This window comes from Psychrobacter sp. (genome assembly GCF_018260395.1).
Lineage (GTDB): Bacteria > Pseudomonadota > Gammaproteobacteria > Pseudomonadales > Moraxellaceae > Psychrobacter.
Map to the genome: position 1 here is coordinate 1 of NZ_JAGLBC010000004.1, position 19,276 is coordinate 19,276.

General features: G+C 40.2%; 9 protein-coding genes. 6 read left to right on the forward strand and 3 right to left on the reverse strand.

Going from position 1 to position 19,276, the window contains the following annotated elements; translation table 11 throughout:
- The 5 genes from QZ265_RS00765 to QZ265_RS00785 form a co-directional block, all read left to right on the forward strand.
- Positions 1-3,085, forward strand: a 3,085-nt coding sequence (locus QZ265_RS00765; RefSeq protein WP_296402405.1) for a DUF2339 domain-containing protein, incomplete at its 5' end; no start/stop codon positions are given.
- A gap of 286 nt (positions 3,086-3,371) precedes the next feature.
- A complete protein-coding gene (gene ylqF, locus QZ265_RS00770; RefSeq protein ID WP_366513643.1) occupies positions 3,372-4,343 on the forward strand; it encodes a ribosome biogenesis GTPase YlqF in 972 nt (323 codons plus the stop codon).
- 265 nt (positions 4,344-4,608) lie between these two features.
- A complete protein-coding gene (gene mutY / locus QZ265_RS00775) occupies positions 4,609-5,916 on the forward strand; it encodes an A/G-specific adenine glycosylase (protein WP_296402409.1) in 1,308 nt (435 codons plus the stop codon).
- A gap of 32 nt (positions 5,917-5,948) precedes the next feature.
- Positions 5,949-6,230: a DUF503 domain-containing protein gene (locus tag QZ265_RS00780; protein WP_296402410.1), complete on the forward strand. Its 282-nt coding sequence runs from the start codon at positions 5,949-5,951 to the stop codon at positions 6,228-6,230.
- A gap of 386 nt (positions 6,231-6,616) precedes the next feature.
- Positions 6,617-7,948 carry a lytic murein transglycosylase gene (locus QZ265_RS00785; RefSeq protein WP_296402412.1) on the forward strand — a complete coding sequence of 444 codons (1,332 nt, stop codon included), beginning with the start codon at positions 6,617-6,619 and terminating at the stop codon, positions 7,946-7,948.
- Between the two features lie 116 nt (positions 7,949-8,064).
- Here the strand turns inward: QZ265_RS00785 and QZ265_RS00790 are convergent, their stop codons facing one another.
- On the reverse strand, positions 8,065-8,958 hold the full coding sequence (locus QZ265_RS00790) for an acyl-CoA thioesterase II (RefSeq protein WP_296402414.1): 894 nt from the start codon (positions 8,956-8,958) through the stop codon (positions 8,065-8,067).
- A gap of 407 nt (positions 8,959-9,365) precedes the next feature.
- On the opposite strand from QZ265_RS00790, the gene plsB reads away from it, so the two are divergent.
- Positions 9,366-12,218 carry a glycerol-3-phosphate 1-O-acyltransferase PlsB gene (plsB, locus tag QZ265_RS00795; protein WP_296402416.1) on the forward strand — a complete coding sequence of 951 codons (2,853 nt, stop codon included), beginning with the start codon at positions 9,366-9,368 and terminating at the stop codon, positions 12,216-12,218.
- Between the two features lie 197 nt (positions 12,219-12,415).
- On the opposite strand, the gene QZ265_RS00800 is transcribed toward plsB, so the two are convergent.
- Positions 12,416-14,341, reverse strand: a complete 1,926-nt coding sequence (locus QZ265_RS00800; RefSeq protein ID WP_296402419.1) for a ShlB/FhaC/HecB family hemolysin secretion/activation protein — start codon at positions 14,339-14,341, stop codon at positions 12,416-12,418.
- Between the two features lie 256 nt (positions 14,342-14,597).
- The gene (locus QZ265_RS00805) at positions 14,598-19,106 is read right to left on the reverse strand and encodes a hemagglutinin repeat-containing protein (protein WP_296402421.1); all 4,509 of its coding nucleotides are present in this window, start codon (positions 19,104-19,106) and stop codon (positions 14,598-14,600) included.
- Positions 19,107-19,276: the final 170 nt, after the last annotated feature.

Here is a 19,276-nt window from a genome sequence, read left to right on the forward strand (position 1 = left end):
GAATAATAAGTTTATTCGCCTAAATCAAAAAATCTCAGACTTACAAAATCAGTTACAAGAGTTAGCTGATCAGGTCCAAGGCGATCAAGACAAATCGCACAGACAGGTTCCTGATGACGAAGCTCTTACTGACAGCCTAATTATTGAGCAAAGTCTTGAAGATGCTAATGAGCACGATAGTTACGAAAGCCACGATAGCCTGATAATATCTGATACGAACTACGTACAACCCACCGCACCAATTGCCACCCAAACTATATTATCTGAAGATGAGCACAGTATTGAAGGCGCTGATCAAAGATCGACTAAAAATGCTTCTTTTGCAACTAAGCCTATTACCAAGTTTTTAGCTCGAAATAAAGCCACCTCTACCCATTTATCTTCTAATAAACTCTCAGAGCCTGATGAGCAATCAACGCCCATCGTTACCTCCTTGCTGCATTCATTCAAAAATTGGTTTTTTGGCGGCAACCTAGTGGTTCGAGTCGGTGCTATCGTGCTACTTATGGGTGTTGTGTTATTGCTTAGATTATTAAGCGAATACATCGAAGTCTCTATTGAAAATAAGCTGATAACCATTGGCATTATCGGTCTTGCAATAGCAGGCCTTGGCTTAAAGCTGATAAAAAACAGATTTACTTATGGAATCACCCTGCAAGGTGCGGGACTGGCAATTGCTTATCTAGCTGCCTTCTTTGCCTATCAAGTTTATAATGTACTGCCAAGCTTACCTAGTTTTTTGTTGCTTGGTATTTTATCTGGCATAACCGTATTTTTAGCTGTGCGTCAAAATGCTTTTCCTTTGGCATTGTTGGCTTTCTCCGGCGCTTTTTTAGCACCCCTATTAACCAGTGATAACACTGGTAGCTTAACTACGTTATTTGGCTATTATTTATTATTAAACGTCGCTATCGCAGTAATTGCCCATTATCGTACTTGGAAGGTATTGAATTTACTGGCTGCCACAGTCACTTTTGGTTTCGCTTATTATTTAGGTTTGATAGACGGTGTTGATAGCATTGATAATTTAAAAGCACAGCGTTGGCCATTAGTCGCCATTGTCGCTTTGCACTGGTTGTTGTATGTCTTTGTGGTTATTCGCTACGCGCAGCAACTGCTGCAATATAATCAACATAATCAACAAGTGATGAATAACCAATCTGATATCAATACATCGTCTGCTAGACCCTCTTATTTATTGAATAAAACTCAGCCCTATAAAGACAGTAATACTGCTTTTATTATACCGATAGATGTTAGTTTAATGTTCGGTGTGCCTTTATTGGCGTTTGGTTTATTATCCGTGTTACTTAACGATATTAATCATGCGTTAACTATTGCCAGTGCGCTCATGTCAGTCATATATTTAGCCCTTGGTTTTTATTTCCTTAATAAAGATAAAACTGATAGTAAAGCGACTAACGATATTCAGGCGCTAACACATCGTCATACTCTACTGATTGAAGGCATGTTAGCGCTAGGATTCGGCTTTTTTGCATTAATGATAGCCATTGCTTTTGATGCTCAGTGGACAGCTTGTGGTTGGGCTATACAAGGATTGGCACTGGTTTGGTTTGGCCGAAGAACCCTTCGAGTTTGGACTATATTAATAGGTATAGTACTGCAGATACTCGCAGTGGCCAGCCTGCTATCCGTGTTCAAGTACTACCATGCGCCTACCCTTAGTAATTTGTCTCTGAGCTTATCGGCCATTTGTAGCTTGGCATCTTTGTTTATATTGCGTGGTGAAAATAGCCCTATTCATCCCAGTTATAATAACGTCTCTAGTGAGCAACAGTTGCTCGGTAGTACTAATACCCAAAGCCCTATTTTTCGAATGCTTTGGTCAAACCCTATTTTCATCCAACTATTAACTTTTATAGCCACCTTTTGGAGTTTAATCGCTACTGGCATTATCATTGATGATTATTTTAGTCAGCTATTTGATAATTTTTTGCAATACATTATTTTTGTGCTCCTATTTAACGCTAGTGTATTTTATCTCATAGACCGTTATCGCAGATGGCACAATATCCAAGTCATAAGTCATGTGCTCATGACACTGCTATATGGTTGTCTACTGTTTAGCGTCTATGTTCTTTTTGAAGCTCATACAGGACAGCTTAATCTAGACATTAACTGGCCTATATTTATAGTATCCGTTCTAGGTTGGTTGATAGTGGGTCAATTATGGTTACAGACATGGCATAAGACCAACCAATCTAATTTATTTGATCACATGAGCTGGCTTGCAACTGGCGCAATTTTGATAGCCGAACTTAGTTATTACTTATTGCCACAGTCAGATGGGGTGATGTCGATACTTATAACCAGTGCTTGTCTAATAGCCCTATCCTATTTATGCTTGATTAAAAAGCACTTCATCCCACACTGGTTTAATTGGCAGAGCGCTTTATTAGGCTGTGCGTTACTATTTATTCCGTTGTCAGTTATGTGGGCAATTTATACTAACTGGACATATGATGGCATTGTTTGGGGGCTACCGTACCTACCTTTGATAAACTTATACGACCTGTCTTTAATGGCGATACTGGTTTATTTAATCAGTACATATTATCTGGCGACAACCACTCATAATAAATCTAAAACTGATTTAGTCAGCAATAAAAAAGGCTTAAATAATCTACCAAATAATATTTTTGGTAATCTTAACCTGCTACTAAAGATTGCAGGATTGCTTGGATTTTGGATGTTATCAAGCCTACTAATTCGCACCTTGCATGCGTATGTAGGCACACCGCTATGGTTAGATGGCGCTTGGCATAATGAGCAAGTCCAAACCACTTTAACTATATGTTGGACGCTAACGGCTTTAGTAGCCACCATTATTGCCAGTCGCTATCACAAACGATTTTGGTGGTTTATGGGCATAGGCTTACTAGGTATTGTGGTGCTTAAACTGGTATTGGTAGACCTCTCTCAAACCGAAGCCATATGGCGAGTGGTATCTTTTATTGGAGCTGGTAGCTTGATATTACTTATTGGTTATCTTGCACCTTTGCCACCTGAGCGAGATGAGAAAGAAGCAAAAATTGTAGCAACACCAGATGAGGATATCAGTTAATGTGCCAGCTGGTATTTCGTAGGAACAAGGTATATTGGTACAAGAATCTTAAAGCTTAATATTAACAACGTCATTGAGACCTATAAGACTAAGGCACCAAATAATAAATTAACCCTAGCAATAAATTAAAGCCTTAAAGGTAGGTAATATTCATCTAATTTACGCTGCAAATTACTCAATCATTAAATCAGACGTCCGAATAACTTATGTATGGTGTAGAATTGGCATCATATAATCTTTACGTCAAACCAGATTTAACAACGGACACAATATGAGTCAGTACAACCTGCAACAGCCCAATAGCATCCAGTGGTTCCCGGGCCACATGAACAAAGCCCGTAATGAAATCAAAGAAATCATGCCCGAGATGGATGTTGTCATCGAAGTCATCGATGCTCGCATTCCTTTTAGTAGTGAAAATCCCATGGTTGCCGCCCTTCGAAGTAATGAAGCAGGCTTTCAAAAGCCGGTCATTAAAATCCTTAACAAAGCTGACCTTGCTGACCCAGAACTTACACAAATTTGGCTTGAACAATTAGAACAACAAAGCCAAGTGAAAGCCATTGCCTGTGATGACAACAAAGCAAATGATGTCAAACGTATCGTACAGATGTGTAAAGACTTGATACCTAATAAAGTCGGCACAGGACGTCAGATTAAAGTACTCATCATGGGTATACCAAATGTGGGTAAATCCACATTAATCAATACATTAGCGGGTCGTAGTATCGCCAGAACAGGTGACGAGCCAGCGGTCACCAAGTCACAACAGCTTATCAAAATTGATGACGATATCATGCTGTATGACACCCCAGGTATGCTATGGCCGAAAATCGAAAACCCTAACTCAGGCTATCGTTTGGCCGCTACAGGTGGCATCAAAGATACCGCTTTTGATTTCTCTGATGTGGCTGGTTTCACCGCTGAGTATCTCATCAAAGCCTATCCACAACTGCTAAAAGAACGTTATAAAATTGATGATCTGCCCCAGACTGATTGGGAATTCTTTGAGTTGGCTGGGCGCAATCGCGGCTTTTTGAAAAAAGGTGGCGTGGTCGATACGTACCGTATGTCTGAGATTTTGATTAACGAGCTACGTAGTGGTCAATTGGGCCGTATTACCCTAGAGACGCCTACCATGCGTGAGGATGAAGACAAGTTTGTAGAAGCCCTACGCGCACAAGCTGAAGAGAAACGACTGGCTAAAATAGAAGAGAAAAAACTTCGTAAACATCGAGCAAGGAAGAATCGCAAGTAGCTTGCTTGGTTATATACGAGTAGGCATTCCTAGATAAATAATAGTTAATAGAAAGCAGACAACACCTTTTCTCGATAATCGCCTTTAATTAACTATCAATGCTAGCTGTCATATCGAATTAAATAAATCTTATTGATAAATTATCAATCTTTGAAAATGGTTGTTTTAGGAATCGCTTTAGAGAGTTTTAATTTATAAAATTCAAATAATTGCTTCTTTAGTAATAAGCTATAATACTAATTTTCAATAAGTTAAATAAACTTCTATGACCCAGCCAAATTGTAAGTCCAATATTAATACCGGTACTAATGCCAATACCAAAACCAATTCTGAAACACAAACCTTTGACCATATTGCGTTTAATAACAACTCCATTAGCAACAACTTTTTTAACCACACAGATGACGAGCTTGATTGCTTTGCGCCCAGAATCCTAAACTGGTTCGATCAAAACGGTCGTCATGACTTGCCATGGCAGCAGCATAAAACTGACACGCCAAACCCTTATATCGTTTGGTTGTCAGAGGTCATGTTACAGCAAACCCAAGTTACCACCGTCATTCCCTATTTCAAACGTTTTATGCGCTCGTTTCCTACTGTTCAAGATTTAGCCAATGCTGAATGGGATACAGTTGCCGAACATTGGGCAGGGCTTGGCTACTATGCTCGTGCTCGTAACTTGCACAAAGGCGCCAAACAACTGGTTGAAAGTATTAATCAGACCGGCAACTTTCCACAAACTATTGCAGGTTGGGAAGAAATTTCAGGCGTGGGTCAATCCACCGCTGGTGCTATTGTTGCCATGGGCTTACATGGCTATGGGGTAATTTGTGATGGTAACGTCAAACGAGTCATTACACGCTGGGCAGGCAATGATCATGATATTACCAAATCAGCAACCACTAAAGAATTATGGGCATTGTCGGAGCGCTTAACCCCTACCGAAAACAGTGGCGACTTCGCCCAAGCGATGATGGATATGGGCGCAACACTTTGTCTGCGTCGCAATCCCCTATGTCAACAATGTCCAATCAACACAGACTGTATTGCTTATGCCGAGGGCAAGCAGGACTTTTATCCAGTTAAAGCAAAAAAAAAGCCTAAACCAAGCAAGTTTAGCAACGCACTCATTATCATTAACCCCAAAGAAGAAGTACTTTGGTTGCAGCGCCCAGATAGTGGCATTTGGGGCGGTTTATGGGTTTTACCACTTCAGTTTGAGAAAAAAATTCTAGGCAAATCGGTGGTTTCAACCTCTGAGCAAGACACAGCTTATGAGACTGAAAACAGCGTTGCTGAGCAGATAATTGACAAGTGGATTAGTGATAACAACATGGTAACCACGTCAATCAGTGACGGTTTATTCGATTCAGATCCGATTAAACATTCGCTTACTCATTTTGATTGGTATCTGCAACCGCAAACGCTAGTTTTAGACAGCAAGCAGTCTCAATTCATAACCGCCCTACTCCAAAAAGCGGATATAAACATAATATGGTTACCTATAGCTAAAGCTAAGGCCACGCTAGGGTTACCTAAGGCTATGCTAAAGGTTCTAGAGGTTTTTGATTGAAGGCGCCACTCATTTAAAACACGGAAAATATTATGCATATCGCTATTTTAACGGTTACCTTTACCCTGCCAGGCTGTGCCTCATTAAAAGAAAAACGCACTCGAGTAGGCGGATTACATCAACGCTTTGGTAAAGATCCTTCGGTTGCTGTATGTGAAAGTGGAGAGCGTGATAGGCATGATGCCAGTGAATGGTCTTTTGTTATCGCTATGACCTCTAAACGTGAGGTTGAATCCACATGCAGTCAAATCGAGGACAAGCTACAAAGTGTTGTCGATGGACGTATTATGAATATCGAGCGGGAGTTTATTTAACAAAGCTCATAAGCTAATTTCATTTTAGCAGCCAACCCATAAAGCATTTATATTTTATAAATTAGAAAAGGTAGGCTTTTAGATAACTTATGCTTACATGTATGCTTACATGATTGAGTAGTATTGCAATATAGTGTTACCTTAATAGACTGCATCTCAGAAAGTTAATCCATATTTAGCCATACTTCATCGACTTTATAGCCTTTTATTGATAAAGTGCCTTACATAAAAGTGATTTACATAAAAGTGATTTAGATAAAATTCATTACATAAAGTTTCATATATAAAAGTGCCTTAAATATAAATACCTGACTATATAACTATTAAACAGCATCAATACCACACCTTTTTTTATTTTATAAACCATACCTTTGAGAGCTTGACCCATGTTACCAATCAATAGACTAAATACTAATACTAAACTTACCTTATTAAAAAGTGTATCAGCCCTTGCCCCTGCCATAATTCTAGCTAGCTGTACCAGCCAAACGCCAGTTCAGCAAGTTCCTATAAGTAAGCCTGCTCCAGTCATCATTATTAAACCGAGTACGACGCCGGCGCCAGTACCACAGCCAAAACCTGCACCTACGCCAGAACCAAAATCAAGTTATAGTAGCTTCTCAGACTGGAAGTCTGACTTTAGCGCACGCGCTGTCAGCCAAGGCTATAGCGCTTACGATGTGAGCCGTATATTAGATGCTGCACAGATGAACAGTCAAGTTATCTCATTAGATTCCAACCAAGCTGAATTTGCAAAAATGCCTTGGGACTATGCGGACTCAGCAGTCTCTAGTGGACGTGTCAACTCTGGTCAGAATAAATTTGAGGAACAACGCTCATTACTTAGCCGTCTTGAATCACAATATGGGGTTAATGCAGAGATTATTACCGCCATTTGGGGTATGGAATCCTCTTACGGTGCAGGAACAGGCAACAGCTACATTCCAAGCTCATTGGCTACATTAGCCTATGAGGGACGTCGCCGTGATTGGGCGGAAGACCAATTAATGGCGTTAATTAAACTGATTCAACATGGCGACATTTATCCGATACAGCTAAATGGCTCATGGGCAGGTGGTATGGGACACACCCAATTCATTCCAGCTACATGGCTAGAGTTCGGTGTCGATGGTAATGGCGATGGCCGCCGTAGTCCATGGGAGACTGCTGATGCATTATCTTCAACAGCCAACTATTTAAGTAAATCAGGCTGGATACGTGGACTGTCACCTTTTTATGAAGTCTCTTTACCAGCTAACTTTGACTTTAGTCTACTGGGTCAAAAAATGCCGGCATCGAGTTGGCGTAATATAGGTATCAGCCCTATAGATGGTGCTTATCTTGATGCCAACACGCCTCTTGAAATGTGGTTGCCAGCAGGTAAAGATGGCCCTGCTTTATTGTTGAGCTCTAACTTTGATGTGATCAAAGTCTATAATAACTCTTCTAACTATGCGCTTGGCGTGAGCTTATTGGGTCGCGGGATTAAAGGTCAACCTGGTTTGCAAAAATCTTGGCCACGTTACGAAAAAGCTTTAACCAGTTTTCAAGTTCGTAACTTACAGCAACGTTTAACCAATGCAGGCTTCGACACCAAAGGAATCGATGGAATTATGGGTACAAATACTCGTAACGCATTTGCTCGCTGGCAGGCGGTTAACGGTCAGACTCCTGATGGCTTTGTCACCTTAACCAGTGCTTCATCATTAATCTGGTAAATTTTATCAGACAAACGCTTATTGATAGTCTTAAGTTAAACAAAAAAGCCGTTCATGAATCATGAGCGGCTTTATAATTTAGAATATTTATGGTTCGTTCAATTACGATTGTTCGATCAATTACGTAGACGCATCAAACCTTCTTGCTGTACTGTCGCCACTAGATTGCCATTTTGCCAAAATTGACCATGATTCAAACCTTTTGAGTGTGAAGTGGTATCACTCCACATGTCATAAAGTAGCCAGTCATTGATATCAAAGGGACGATGAAAATGCATAGAATGATCGATACTTGCAGCTTGTAAGCCTTTGGTCATAAAGCTAATGCCATGTGACATAAGTCCAGTGCCTACTAGATAATAATCAGACGAAAAAGCCAGTAATGCTTGTTGAATGGCAACAGGCTGTGCGCCCAGCTCACGAATACGTAGCCAATTCGCTTGTTTTGGTTCCATAGGTTCAGGGTAGACAGGGTCACGAGGTTTGACCGGTTTGATTTCTACATGACGAGGGCGCATAAACCGCTCACGCAGCGGCTCTGGCACACTTCCAACATGATGCTCTTTTAGCGACTGCTCTGATTCTAGGTCTTCTGGCGGTGGATACGCTGGCATTTCTTCTTGATAATCAAGACCGCCTTCCATTGGTGAAAACGAGGCTATCATGGTGAATACCACTTGCTCTAAAGTATTACCCTCTTGATCTTCTTTATATTGAATGGCAGTAACTTCACGCGCCGAAAGGCTACGACCATCGCGCAAATTTTTTACTTTATAAATTACTGGCTGATTAATGTTACCACCTCTTAAAAAATAGCCGTGTAAGGAGTGGCAGGGTTTATCTTCTTTTAAGGTTCGAGATGCTGCCATAATTGCTTGTGCCAATACTTGACCGCCGAAAATTCGCTTTCCGACATAATCATAACTTTCGCCACGAAATACATCAGCAGATATTTCAGTTAATTCAACAGTTTTTAATAATTGATCAACAAGCTCTTTATATTCAGACATTTATTTCTCCAACACCCTTAAGAAGTCGTACAATCAAGCTTTAACAGACACCAATCGTACTTAAAACACATTAAACGTAATTAGGCATAGCAGCAATATTATACAGATTAAGTTACCGCAAATGATATTACTTATAGTAATGCTAAACTAGGTTAGCTGCTATGTCATAACTAAATGATTATACAGCGATTAATGATTACCTTATTTTTGTTATGCGCTGCGTGAACCATTCTTACAGATTTTATATTTACCTTTTGGCACAAATGGATATTTGAATACAAAGCAGCATGGCATTTAATACTTTATAATAAGGCTTAAAAATTATATTTTCAGCGAACAACTGTATTACTTTATTGTGTTTTATGGCAATATAGCCTTATCATCATTAATAGGTTTGACTAATACTTATGCTACCTTCTCGCTTAATGCACTCATTAAAGAAGCGCTTAAAACAGCAGCGCCAAGCCCAAAAAACTACTAAAAATACTGATTCGAACGCTCATCGTTCTGCAGTAAGTTTACAAGAGCAGGCGGCTCAAGCCAGTGCTGCTATCTCTCGTTCTGGACGCTCTGTAAACCAATTTTACCGTAAATTGTCTGGTAAAACGCTTGATTTGGCAGTTAAACCGAAAGTGATTGGGGAATTACCTGTCATCGATACCAAAGATGATGCGCTCACCTTTTATGTATTACGCGATTATTCTCGCTCAAATAGTATTTTAGTTGACTTGCAAACTAAGGAACACGGATTCCCGCCTGCCTTAGTTGGAGTTGAGAACCGTATTCATAATATTGATGAAAATGCGGCAATTATTTTTCTAAATCATCCCCATGCAGATGGACGTAAGGTGTCTCCTAGATTGGCGCGTCTGGTAACCGCTTGTCGTCAAAACCCTGCACCAAAAATTAATTTGGTTCCAGTCTCAATTCTATGGGGACGTGCACCAGACAATGAGGATTCTTTATTCAAATTATTGATGGCGGATAACTGGGAAGAGCCTTCAATCACCAAACAACTTTTTAACATCGGTATGATGGGACGTGACACGTTCGTTCAATTCCATCCGCCGCAGTCGTTGCATCAATTAATCGAGTCCTTATCTGCCCCTAATATCAAAGCTGATGACGATACGATGCAACTGACGCATCATCTGTTTGATCCTGTTGAAATAGACAGCAGTCATTTGCCCATTAAGGATAAAGAGCTGTTAATTGAAGCCAAACGCAATGTTGAAGCTCAAAATCTATCAAACTCTACGGCCTTGGTTACTTCTTCAGAAGCCAACTTTAGCTTAACTTTATTGATTCAGCATAAACTCAATGCTTATCTTGATAGCCAGCGTCAAAGTATGATAGGTCCTGATTTATCGGACAGACGTAACTTGGTGGACAAGCTGATTAATTCTCCAGCCATTGTCTATGCTTGTAAGCAAGAATCAGAAACGTCGAATATTAGTACGGCAGAAGCGCGAAAGCTAGCCCGTGGTTATGTCAATGAAATTGCGAATGACTATAACTATTCGGTTATTCGATTTTTCTATAAATTTTTGGATTGGTTATGGACTCAGCTCTATGACGGTGTAGAAGTACACCACTTTGAGCGAGTACGTGAATTGGCCGCGACTCATGAGCTGATATATGTACCCTGTCACCGTAGTCATGTCGATTACCTACTACTGGCCTATATCATCTTCCAAAAAGGCCTAGGATTGCCTTATGTGGCCGCTGGTAATAATTTAGATGTTCCCGTTCTTGGTCCATTATTACGTAGTGCTGTTGCCTTTTATATTCGCCGCAGCTTCAAAGACAATGATTTATACAAAGCCGTATTGCGTGAATATTTACATACTTTGATACAGCGTAATACTCCAGTTGAGTATTTTATTGAAGGCGGACGTTCACGAACTGGGCGATTATTGCCGCCAAAACTGGGTATGCTATCTATGACTGTGCATAGTCATTTGCGTGGTTCTAACAAGCCGTTAGCCTTTATTCCTACTTATATCGGCTATGAACGTATTATGGAAGGTGGTACTTATATTGGCGAGCTTAAAGGCAAACCAAAAGAGTCTGAGTCATTATTGGGTTTATTAAAAGTAAGTCGTAAAATTGAACGTATCTTTGGACATGTTCATTTAAGCTTTGGCACACCGCTACATATGGAAGACTTCATGGAGAAGTTTGATGTTAAGCCCAATAGCTTACCTGCGGATCGAACGGACACCCCATTAAGCGAAAATGCAAAAGCCATGGTAGACAACCTTGGCGTTAAAATCATGCAGAATATCAACAAAGCGGCGGTAGTAAATCCAATCGCCTTACTATCATTGGTATTATTGTCTACGCCTAAAGCAGCTCTTGATGAAGAGAGTTGCCGTGAACAATTGGGGCTTTATCAACGTATTGCTAATGACTCGCCTTATTCTGAAACCACTATCATTACCGACATGTCACCGCAATCTATTATTGATTATGGCATCAAGCTAAAACTGGTAGAGCGAACACCGCATATTCTAGGTGATATGATTAAGGTGCTGCCAAAACAATTGGCTATCTTGAGCTATTTTAGAAACAATATTTTGCATGTATTTATCTTATCTTCGTTTTTAAGCGCCTTGATATACAGAAATGGCCGTATGGAGCGTAAGCACCTAGACAGCATCGTTACCCAGCTTTATCCTTTCTTACAAAGTGAACTGTTCTTATACGGGTCTGCTCGTAACTTGCCAAAGATGATTGGAGAAAAGTTGGACACACTTATTGAACTAGAGGTATTAGTTGATTTAGGAGACGGTTTACTGGGTATGCCTGAGAAAAATAGTGAACAGTATCAACAGTTAGATATGTTGGCAGCTCCAGTCTCTAATAGTCTTGAGCGTTACTTTATGGCTTTAGCTCTATTGGCACAGCAGGGTTCAGGCAACTTAACGACTGAGCAAGTGGTTGACTTATGCCATCTATTAGGCCAGCGTCTATCGGTATTATATGCAGATGATATTCCTGACTTCTTTGATCGTGCTCTATTTACTAGCTTCCTAAATGCACTGATTCGTCTGGACTATGTACAAAATGACCCAGAGTCTGGGGTTCTAACGTTTGATGAACGTATTAATAACATCGCCCGTCACGCTCACTACATCTTAAATCCTGATATCATGCAAATTCTCCATCATGTGGCAAACTTAGATGAAGAAGAGATTAATCATGCCATCAATGAGATTAACAATAAAAAACAAAGCAAGTTTAGTCGAAAGCGCTAACTCGTTAATAATGCATGCTAAGTTAAGCTTGCGTGATGCTAGTTTAGTAAAGCTATTTTTAAATCGCTCTACTTAAATCACAAAATATTGATCAAATGGCGTATTAATAAATTCGTTTTATGTTCAAAGGACAACCAATCGGTTGTCCTTTTTTATTCAATTAAATTTTAAAGCTTAAAGACCCGTATTTACGTATGTTAAAAGAACAATTGTAAGGCCGCTGAGACTTCCGTATCTTGCGCACCATCAAAGCGTTTGTCTGCATAATCAACATCTGCTTTGCTGGCACTAATATCAAGTAGCCAACGCCGATCAAGTGCTGTACCTTTGACATCGTATCCTGTTAAATTGAGTCCTAAAGTTGCACTCATTGCTTCACTAGTATCGTCTTTAAGATCGGTTTTAGAGGCTTTTACTATGCCATAATCTGCGCCAATATAAGGCGACCAGCGTATTTTTTGAGCACCTAGGGTTATCCAATTTGACTGCATAGGTTCATAACTTAGGGTATTGCGTAAGAAGGCTCCAGATTCTGCAGCACTATAGACTTTGTCAATACCACGAACCCCAGAATAAGTAGAGCCCAATGATTGCTGAGTGATGCCGTACAGCTGGTCTTTGCTATATTGTCCTTGCAGCTCATGGGTCATTTGCCAATAGCCGTTGTTCTCACCTGAGGTAATAATAGGATGTTGATGACTCAAATATCCTGATAATAACCATCGCAAATAATCATCACTTAAGCCTTGCTTGGTTGAGGGGTTATCATGATTGCCAACTCCCTTTTCCGCACTCAAATCAACGACCCAAGCCCCTGTGGTAAATTTTTTGGGATCGCTTTTTGAAGGTTTATTAAATAACTTAGTATGGGTGGCGCCTACACGGACACTGCTTAAAGTCGGACTCTGAATATCAAGCTTGCTCCCCAATATCTCGCTAGTCACGTCTTGGTGAGCCACTTGACCATATAGTGTAGAGATACTGTCTTGGTTCCGATCAAAGGTATAATCGCTTCTGACATTGGCCTGCCAGCTGTCACCGGTTTGCTCAAGCTTTGAGTTTGGTAATTGAGTGGTACGCTTATACTCATCTGCCGCTAATAGGCCTGACCATTGCCATTTTCCATTAGGAATTAAGGTATAAATACTGGCGCTACGACGTTGATTGTCCTCATCATAACCATAATTGTCTTTTAGACTTTGCTGTATAGTTAGCGAGGTTAAATCCGCTTGACCCAACATATTGAGCAAAGTGCCATGTAGCTTTAGTTGATTGTGACCATAGCTGTCATCTGGATCATAGCGCCACTCCATATCTGCGCTAAGCTTGTCGATTTCTCCTCCCTGCGTAACCTTAAGACGCACATCATCACCGACTGGATAAATATCAACTAATAAGGGGCCTTCTATAATTCGTTCGCCATTGCTGACGGCTTGATCCAAGATCGACATATTTGCCGGCTTGCCTATAATATTGCCAAATAATCTTGTTGTTGGTAGTTGCGTTTGGTTGTCTATATCTTTGATTTTTGCCACAGTAACTTGCCATAGAGAAGTCCCTTGATCGGTCTGAGTTGGAAGAATAGCAATTTTAAAATACCCTTTATCTAAGTAAGCTTGGGTAATGCTTCTGATCAGTTCGTTGGCACTATCAACTGTAACGCATGGCTGTTGAGGCGTTGTTTGCGAAGTCTTCGCTACTTTTGGGTCTGAGGACAATTGCTCAGCTTGCTGACGAAGTTTGTTCTGCACATTTTTACTTAACTCAGGCATGGCGCTAAGTTCTATGCGTTGAACAGACAAACAAGCCTGCAAGGTAGGCGATGCTTCATTTATACTAGGCTCTTGAGCCGTTTGGGACTGCTGTGATTGACGCAGTGATTCAATTCGTTGCTTTTGAATCGTATCCTGCCAGGCTTGTTGTTGCTCTATGGTATTTTTCCAAGTGGGTGTGCCCCCATCTGGAATTTGTTGTGGTGTTAGATTGTCTGAAGCCGCCATTACTGATATAGGAACGAGTGTTAATGAACCTAGGCTAACCATTGCCGTTACTAACCGTGAGCTATGTTTTTGGGCTTTAAACATATTTAATTTAGACTCAGAAGTGGTAGAAATTTTAAACATAATTATTCAACTTGGCATTTTGTTAACTTGGAATGTATTTAGCTTACTATGTGGTTAACTTCGTATTTGATTACATTGGTATGTATTAAGCTTAGTATTTGACAAAACAGTTATATTCAATTAATTATAATAGAAAAATAACAAAGCCCACACCTGAGGTAGGTATGGGCTCCTTTTGACCTACTTTAAACTATTAAATTACTGGCTATCTAGAGACTAAATAGATATCGCTGCCAGTAACTTAACACAATTTATATTACAAACTAACGTCTGACTTAGTGTTAGCACCGTCCGTATCATCCCATTTATAGGTGACATCTGCATGGACTGGAATGCCAAGATCAAGTGGCTTACCTTGGAAAGCATCTTTAATCAAACCAGGGATTGTTCCAACAAACTTAGGTACACTAAATGTTTTTCCATCTACTGTAGCCCCTACTTGATGCACAAAGTCGTCATTATTAGTACTGGTGACTGTCGCACCATTAAGGTTTGATCCAGTGGCACTTACTTTAGCAGCTTTAACATCAATATTACCGCTACCAACAGTTGTGTTCAATGATCCTGCTTTAATAGTGGCTTGATGAGTAATTTTTTGATTATCAACATCAAATGCTGCATTACCAGCGACACTTACACCAAGTATGGTTCCGTCATTAAAATCATTTTTAAGCGCATCGATCACATTTCCTGCTGTTACGCTATTAATGAATTTAATTGGAGACCCATCAACCTTTAAACCTGTATCAACATTGACTTTAACTATTTGATCTTGAGCTGAGCTCAAAGCAAGTCCATTTCCAGATTTAGTAGTTAAAGATCCTGCATCAACATTTGATTGTAATTTAATATCGTTACCAGTATTAATGTTAATATTATCAGCTTTTACGTTACCTAAGGTATAGTAGTTGCTATTGTCCGTTTTTACGTTTAAGTGAGCACCTAGTGCATCGCTTTCAAAACTTTGAGAGCCAGTACTTTGTTTCACAGCGCCATCTAGCGTACCACCAATACCAAAATTACCTACGTAATCTTTTGACTCAGCGGCGATTACATTAACGTCACCTTTATCATTGGCATTGGTTAGACCAATATTATTGGCTGTAATGTTTGCCCCATCAATACTCAAAGCATTACCTGCTTCATTAGCGGCTACATTTAACTCTTTGGTACTGATAGTCGCACCATGTGCTTTATTGCTAGTTTCATTAACCACACCTAAGTTGCCACCGAATCCTAGTTCTGATAGATCAGGAGCAAAAGCGGCATTCCCATTCATTGCCACCCCGACAGCACGATGTGTATCTTGTGCCGCTGCGATATTGGCGCGATTACCTTTAATCACGACACTATCAGCATTGATATTAGCACCATCAACTTGCGCCAACTCACCAGCCGTAGCAGTTAAGTCAGTCACATTAATATTAGCTGCTTTAGCTTGGGTGTCTTCTTCACCTAAGTAGTTAAATCCTGCTAGAGCTGAAACACTTGGTAGTACGCCTGCCCCAGTGGTCACAGCGGCTGGAATTACTGTTACACCTACTGAACCGCCCAATTTAGCGCCACCAGCAGTAGTCCACTGTTTGTCGCTATTTTGACCAATACGAGCTTCTTTACCTGCCGTAACGTTATATTGTTTAGCAGTAACGTCTTGAGCTGCAACGGCGCGAGTACCAGCATTAATGTTCACAGTATCTGCATTTAAGCTACCTTTAACCGCTTTAGCATCACCTTTTTGCAAATACTGATAAGTACCATTAGCACCGGCTTTTATGTTAACACTGGTAAGATCACTGGTTCCTGCATTTACATTTACATCGCCATGACCACTGTGTCTAGTCGTAACGGTTGAGTTATAGGCTGCCGAACCATTGTAGTCGTCAGCGCTAATATTAATTTTACCAGCTTTAATCTGAGTACCAGCATCAACAGCTGATTTAACTGCCGCAATATTAACTGCATCATCTGCAACAATACCTGTGGTATGGGCTGTTTTTACTTCAGTAGTCTCACCAACACCGTCGCCTGATAAGCTAATACCACCACCGATAATAGGATTAACACCGGCAAACACATTTAAAGCAGCATTACCACCTGCAACTACTTTGCGATCAACCACTCGACCATAAGAAGCATCATTCACAATATCTTGTCCACTAAGATCTACTTTAGCGGCATTGATTTGAGTACCCTTATTGGTCAATGTCTCAGCTGCATTTAAAGAAGCACTGTTACCAGCATTAACAGTTGAGTTAACTGCTTGGTATTCATTATGCTCACCGATGATTTGATCGTGTCCAATACTAACACCAACTTCAATACCAGTCGCCCCACCTTTGATGTAAGCTTCAGGACCTGTACTCTTATACACTTTACTATCAACAGCAGTTAATGCCTCAGTGGCACCAGTAGACACTTTATTACCTTTAACGGCCACATTGTTAGCTGCATTGATTTGGGTACCGTTGATACTAACATCTTGTGCTTTTAAGTTAGCGTTATTAGCAGCTAAAGTGCTGTTACGCGAGCTACCTGAACCTACTGTCGTAAGCGTTTTAACTCCTTTCAAAGAACCTGATGCCTCAAAGGTTAAGTCTTTGATTAAATTTGGATCTAATAAACCTTGGATACCATTTTTAAAATCTATGTTAGAGCTAGAATCACTTTTAGCCGTAATATCATAGGTTTCAGTTTTGGTAATGTCGGTAGGATTAGCTGCATTGGTTGTCAATGCCTTATTAGCATTGGCACTAAGTGAATCCGTTGCCGCTATATCGCTACCTGATACAGTAATGTTTTCACCAGTTAATGAGACATCTTTGGCGGATAAGCCACTAGCAACTGTATTCTGTGCCAAGCGATCGCTAGCAACTTTCTTATCGGTGATGTTAAAGGCTGTACCATGACGATCTTCTTTATAATCTTGTTCAGTTGCAAAACCATTGCTGATATTAACATCGCCTACAGCACTCGCTTGTAGCTTATCACTGGCTTTAATGCCACTGGCAGTAACATTAATATTACCCTCAGCGTTTAAAGCAGCATCTTTAGCATTAATTTGACTGCCAGCAAGCGCTGTTTGACCCTTATTATCAATATGGGTTTCACCACCACCAATACCGCCCCAGTATTTAAAATCTTCTTCATTTGTTTGACGATTGCTAGAATTACTTCCAGCTAGAGTAAGATCTTTAGCACTATTTAGGGTAGCTGTATCAGCTGTTAACTGAATACCTTCTAATCGCTGCTCACCACCACTGGTTAAGCTTACGCTATTACCTGAGATATCAGTTTGATAGCCTTTTTGAGTAGCTTGTGTTATGTCGTGTGTACCAGTTTTTAAACTGGCAGTTTCACGAGCGTAACGATTAATAGCGCTATGAGAATCTTCAGTAACCTCATTGGTAGCGGTTATATTATTACCAGAAGTTAAAGCAACATTCGAGCCTTTAAGGGAAGCCCCAGCAAGTTTAATGTCTCCTGTTGCATTAACATTAACGCCATCTGTCGCAGTAAGTTCAGACTTATGGTATTGCTGACTCTTATCTAGCGTTTCATTTTCATTGAACCATAGGCCTTTAGTATTACGTGCCGTTGCGCTATTGGTGGTAGTGGTTGTGATACCGCTTACATTAATATTACTACCTTTAGCATCGATATTCGCAGCATCAATTTTACTGCCTTTAACATCAATACTATTACCACTAAGTGCGACATCACCACCAGTAATAGACGACCCCTTGAAGCTTTCAACTTGCTGATAACCTGAGTTGGTTAACGTTACATTGTCTGCAAGTTTTTGTTGGGTTTGAGGTGCATCTGTACGAATTGTCTTAACGTCACCACCTACAGAAAGCTGCTTGGTACCAGCAAGTGAGACGTTATTGGCCGAAATTTGACTATCAGAAACATTAAGGGTATCAGCTGCAGCATCAAAGCCTTGGGTAGCATTAAACTGACCTTGTAGCGTTTGAGTAGCATCAGTATCCGTATTGTGCAGGCGGATACGTCCAGCATTCATACTACCTAAGATTTGACCATCTAAAGTTACATGTGGCTGTGAACGCTCATGATTGCTTACTTGTAGGGTATCGTAGTCAATTTTATTACGTCCTGAGATAACATTTATAGCCTCAGATGACTTAATATTACCGTTGATATCAACCTTAGGTGCTAGTAAATCCAAACGTTTATTACCGTTTATGTCGCCACTTAAAGCAAGTGTTTTACTATTGCGATCGCCTACACTAAACCCTGACAAACGCTGTTCGGCTATGGTAGGTGTACCCACCACCAAAGAGGCACGATTGGTATTGATAAAACCGATATCTTTACCGGTAATACCATTTGGGTTGGCCAAAATATAGTCAGCCGCCATCCCAAATACTTCTTGCTGCCCTAGCAATAGCGAAGGATTCTTGCTGACGACTTCGTTTAAAATTACAGAAGCTGTTCCTGTCAAATTACTATTGGCATTTAGTTGACCAGCCAATTGTGATTTACCAGCCTGTAATGAGTTGTTTAGTACTGCACCTGATTTACTGACATTAAAGTCATTATATTGGTTATGTGATAGTCCTTTAGCATTAGGGTTTGCGATATTCACCACATCTACCCCGCCCACTTGACTTACAGAGGTATTACCAACCGGCTTAATATTATCTGCAAGTGCTGCCACACTTACCATTGGTAATACAATTGCTAAACTGATCGCAGTTGCGATGCGCCCTTGTGAAGATAGTTTGAAACTGTATATAGTATTCATCTTAGCGCCCTTTTAATTTAAAAGAATTTAACCATGTCAACCTATATCGTTTTTTTTATCTCGATTCGATAATTTTTATCGACGTAATAAAAAGTACATATATGTTGAGCTTCTTGATTCTATTTACTAAGTTTAGAGCTTACATTTTAAATAGTTTGATGTTTTAAAAA

Bases quoted from the DNA above. Each gene is read 5' to 3' on its own strand.
- plsB (WP_296402416.1), top strand. From the start codon at position 9,366: ATGCTACCTTCTCGCTTAATGCACTCATTAAAGAAGCGCTTAAAACAG.
- QZ265_RS00780 (WP_296402410.1), top strand. From the start codon at position 5,949: ATGCATATCGCTATTTTAACGGTTACCTTTACCCTGCCAGGCTGTGCC.
- QZ265_RS00805 (WP_296402421.1), bottom strand. From the start codon at position 19,106: ATGAATACTATATACAGTTTCAAACTATCTTCACAAGGGCGCATCGCA.
- QZ265_RS00790 (WP_296402414.1), bottom strand. From the start codon at position 8,958: ATGTCTGAATATAAAGAGCTTGTTGATCAATTATTAAAAACTGTTGAA.
- QZ265_RS00785 (WP_296402412.1), top strand. From the start codon at position 6,617: ATGTTACCAATCAATAGACTAAATACTAATACTAAACTTACCTTATTA.
- mutY (WP_296402409.1), top strand. From the start codon at position 4,609: ATGACCCAGCCAAATTGTAAGTCCAATATTAATACCGGTACTAATGCC.
- QZ265_RS00800 (WP_296402419.1), bottom strand. From the start codon at position 14,341: ATGTTTAAAATTTCTACCACTTCTGAGTCTAAATTAAATATGTTTAAA.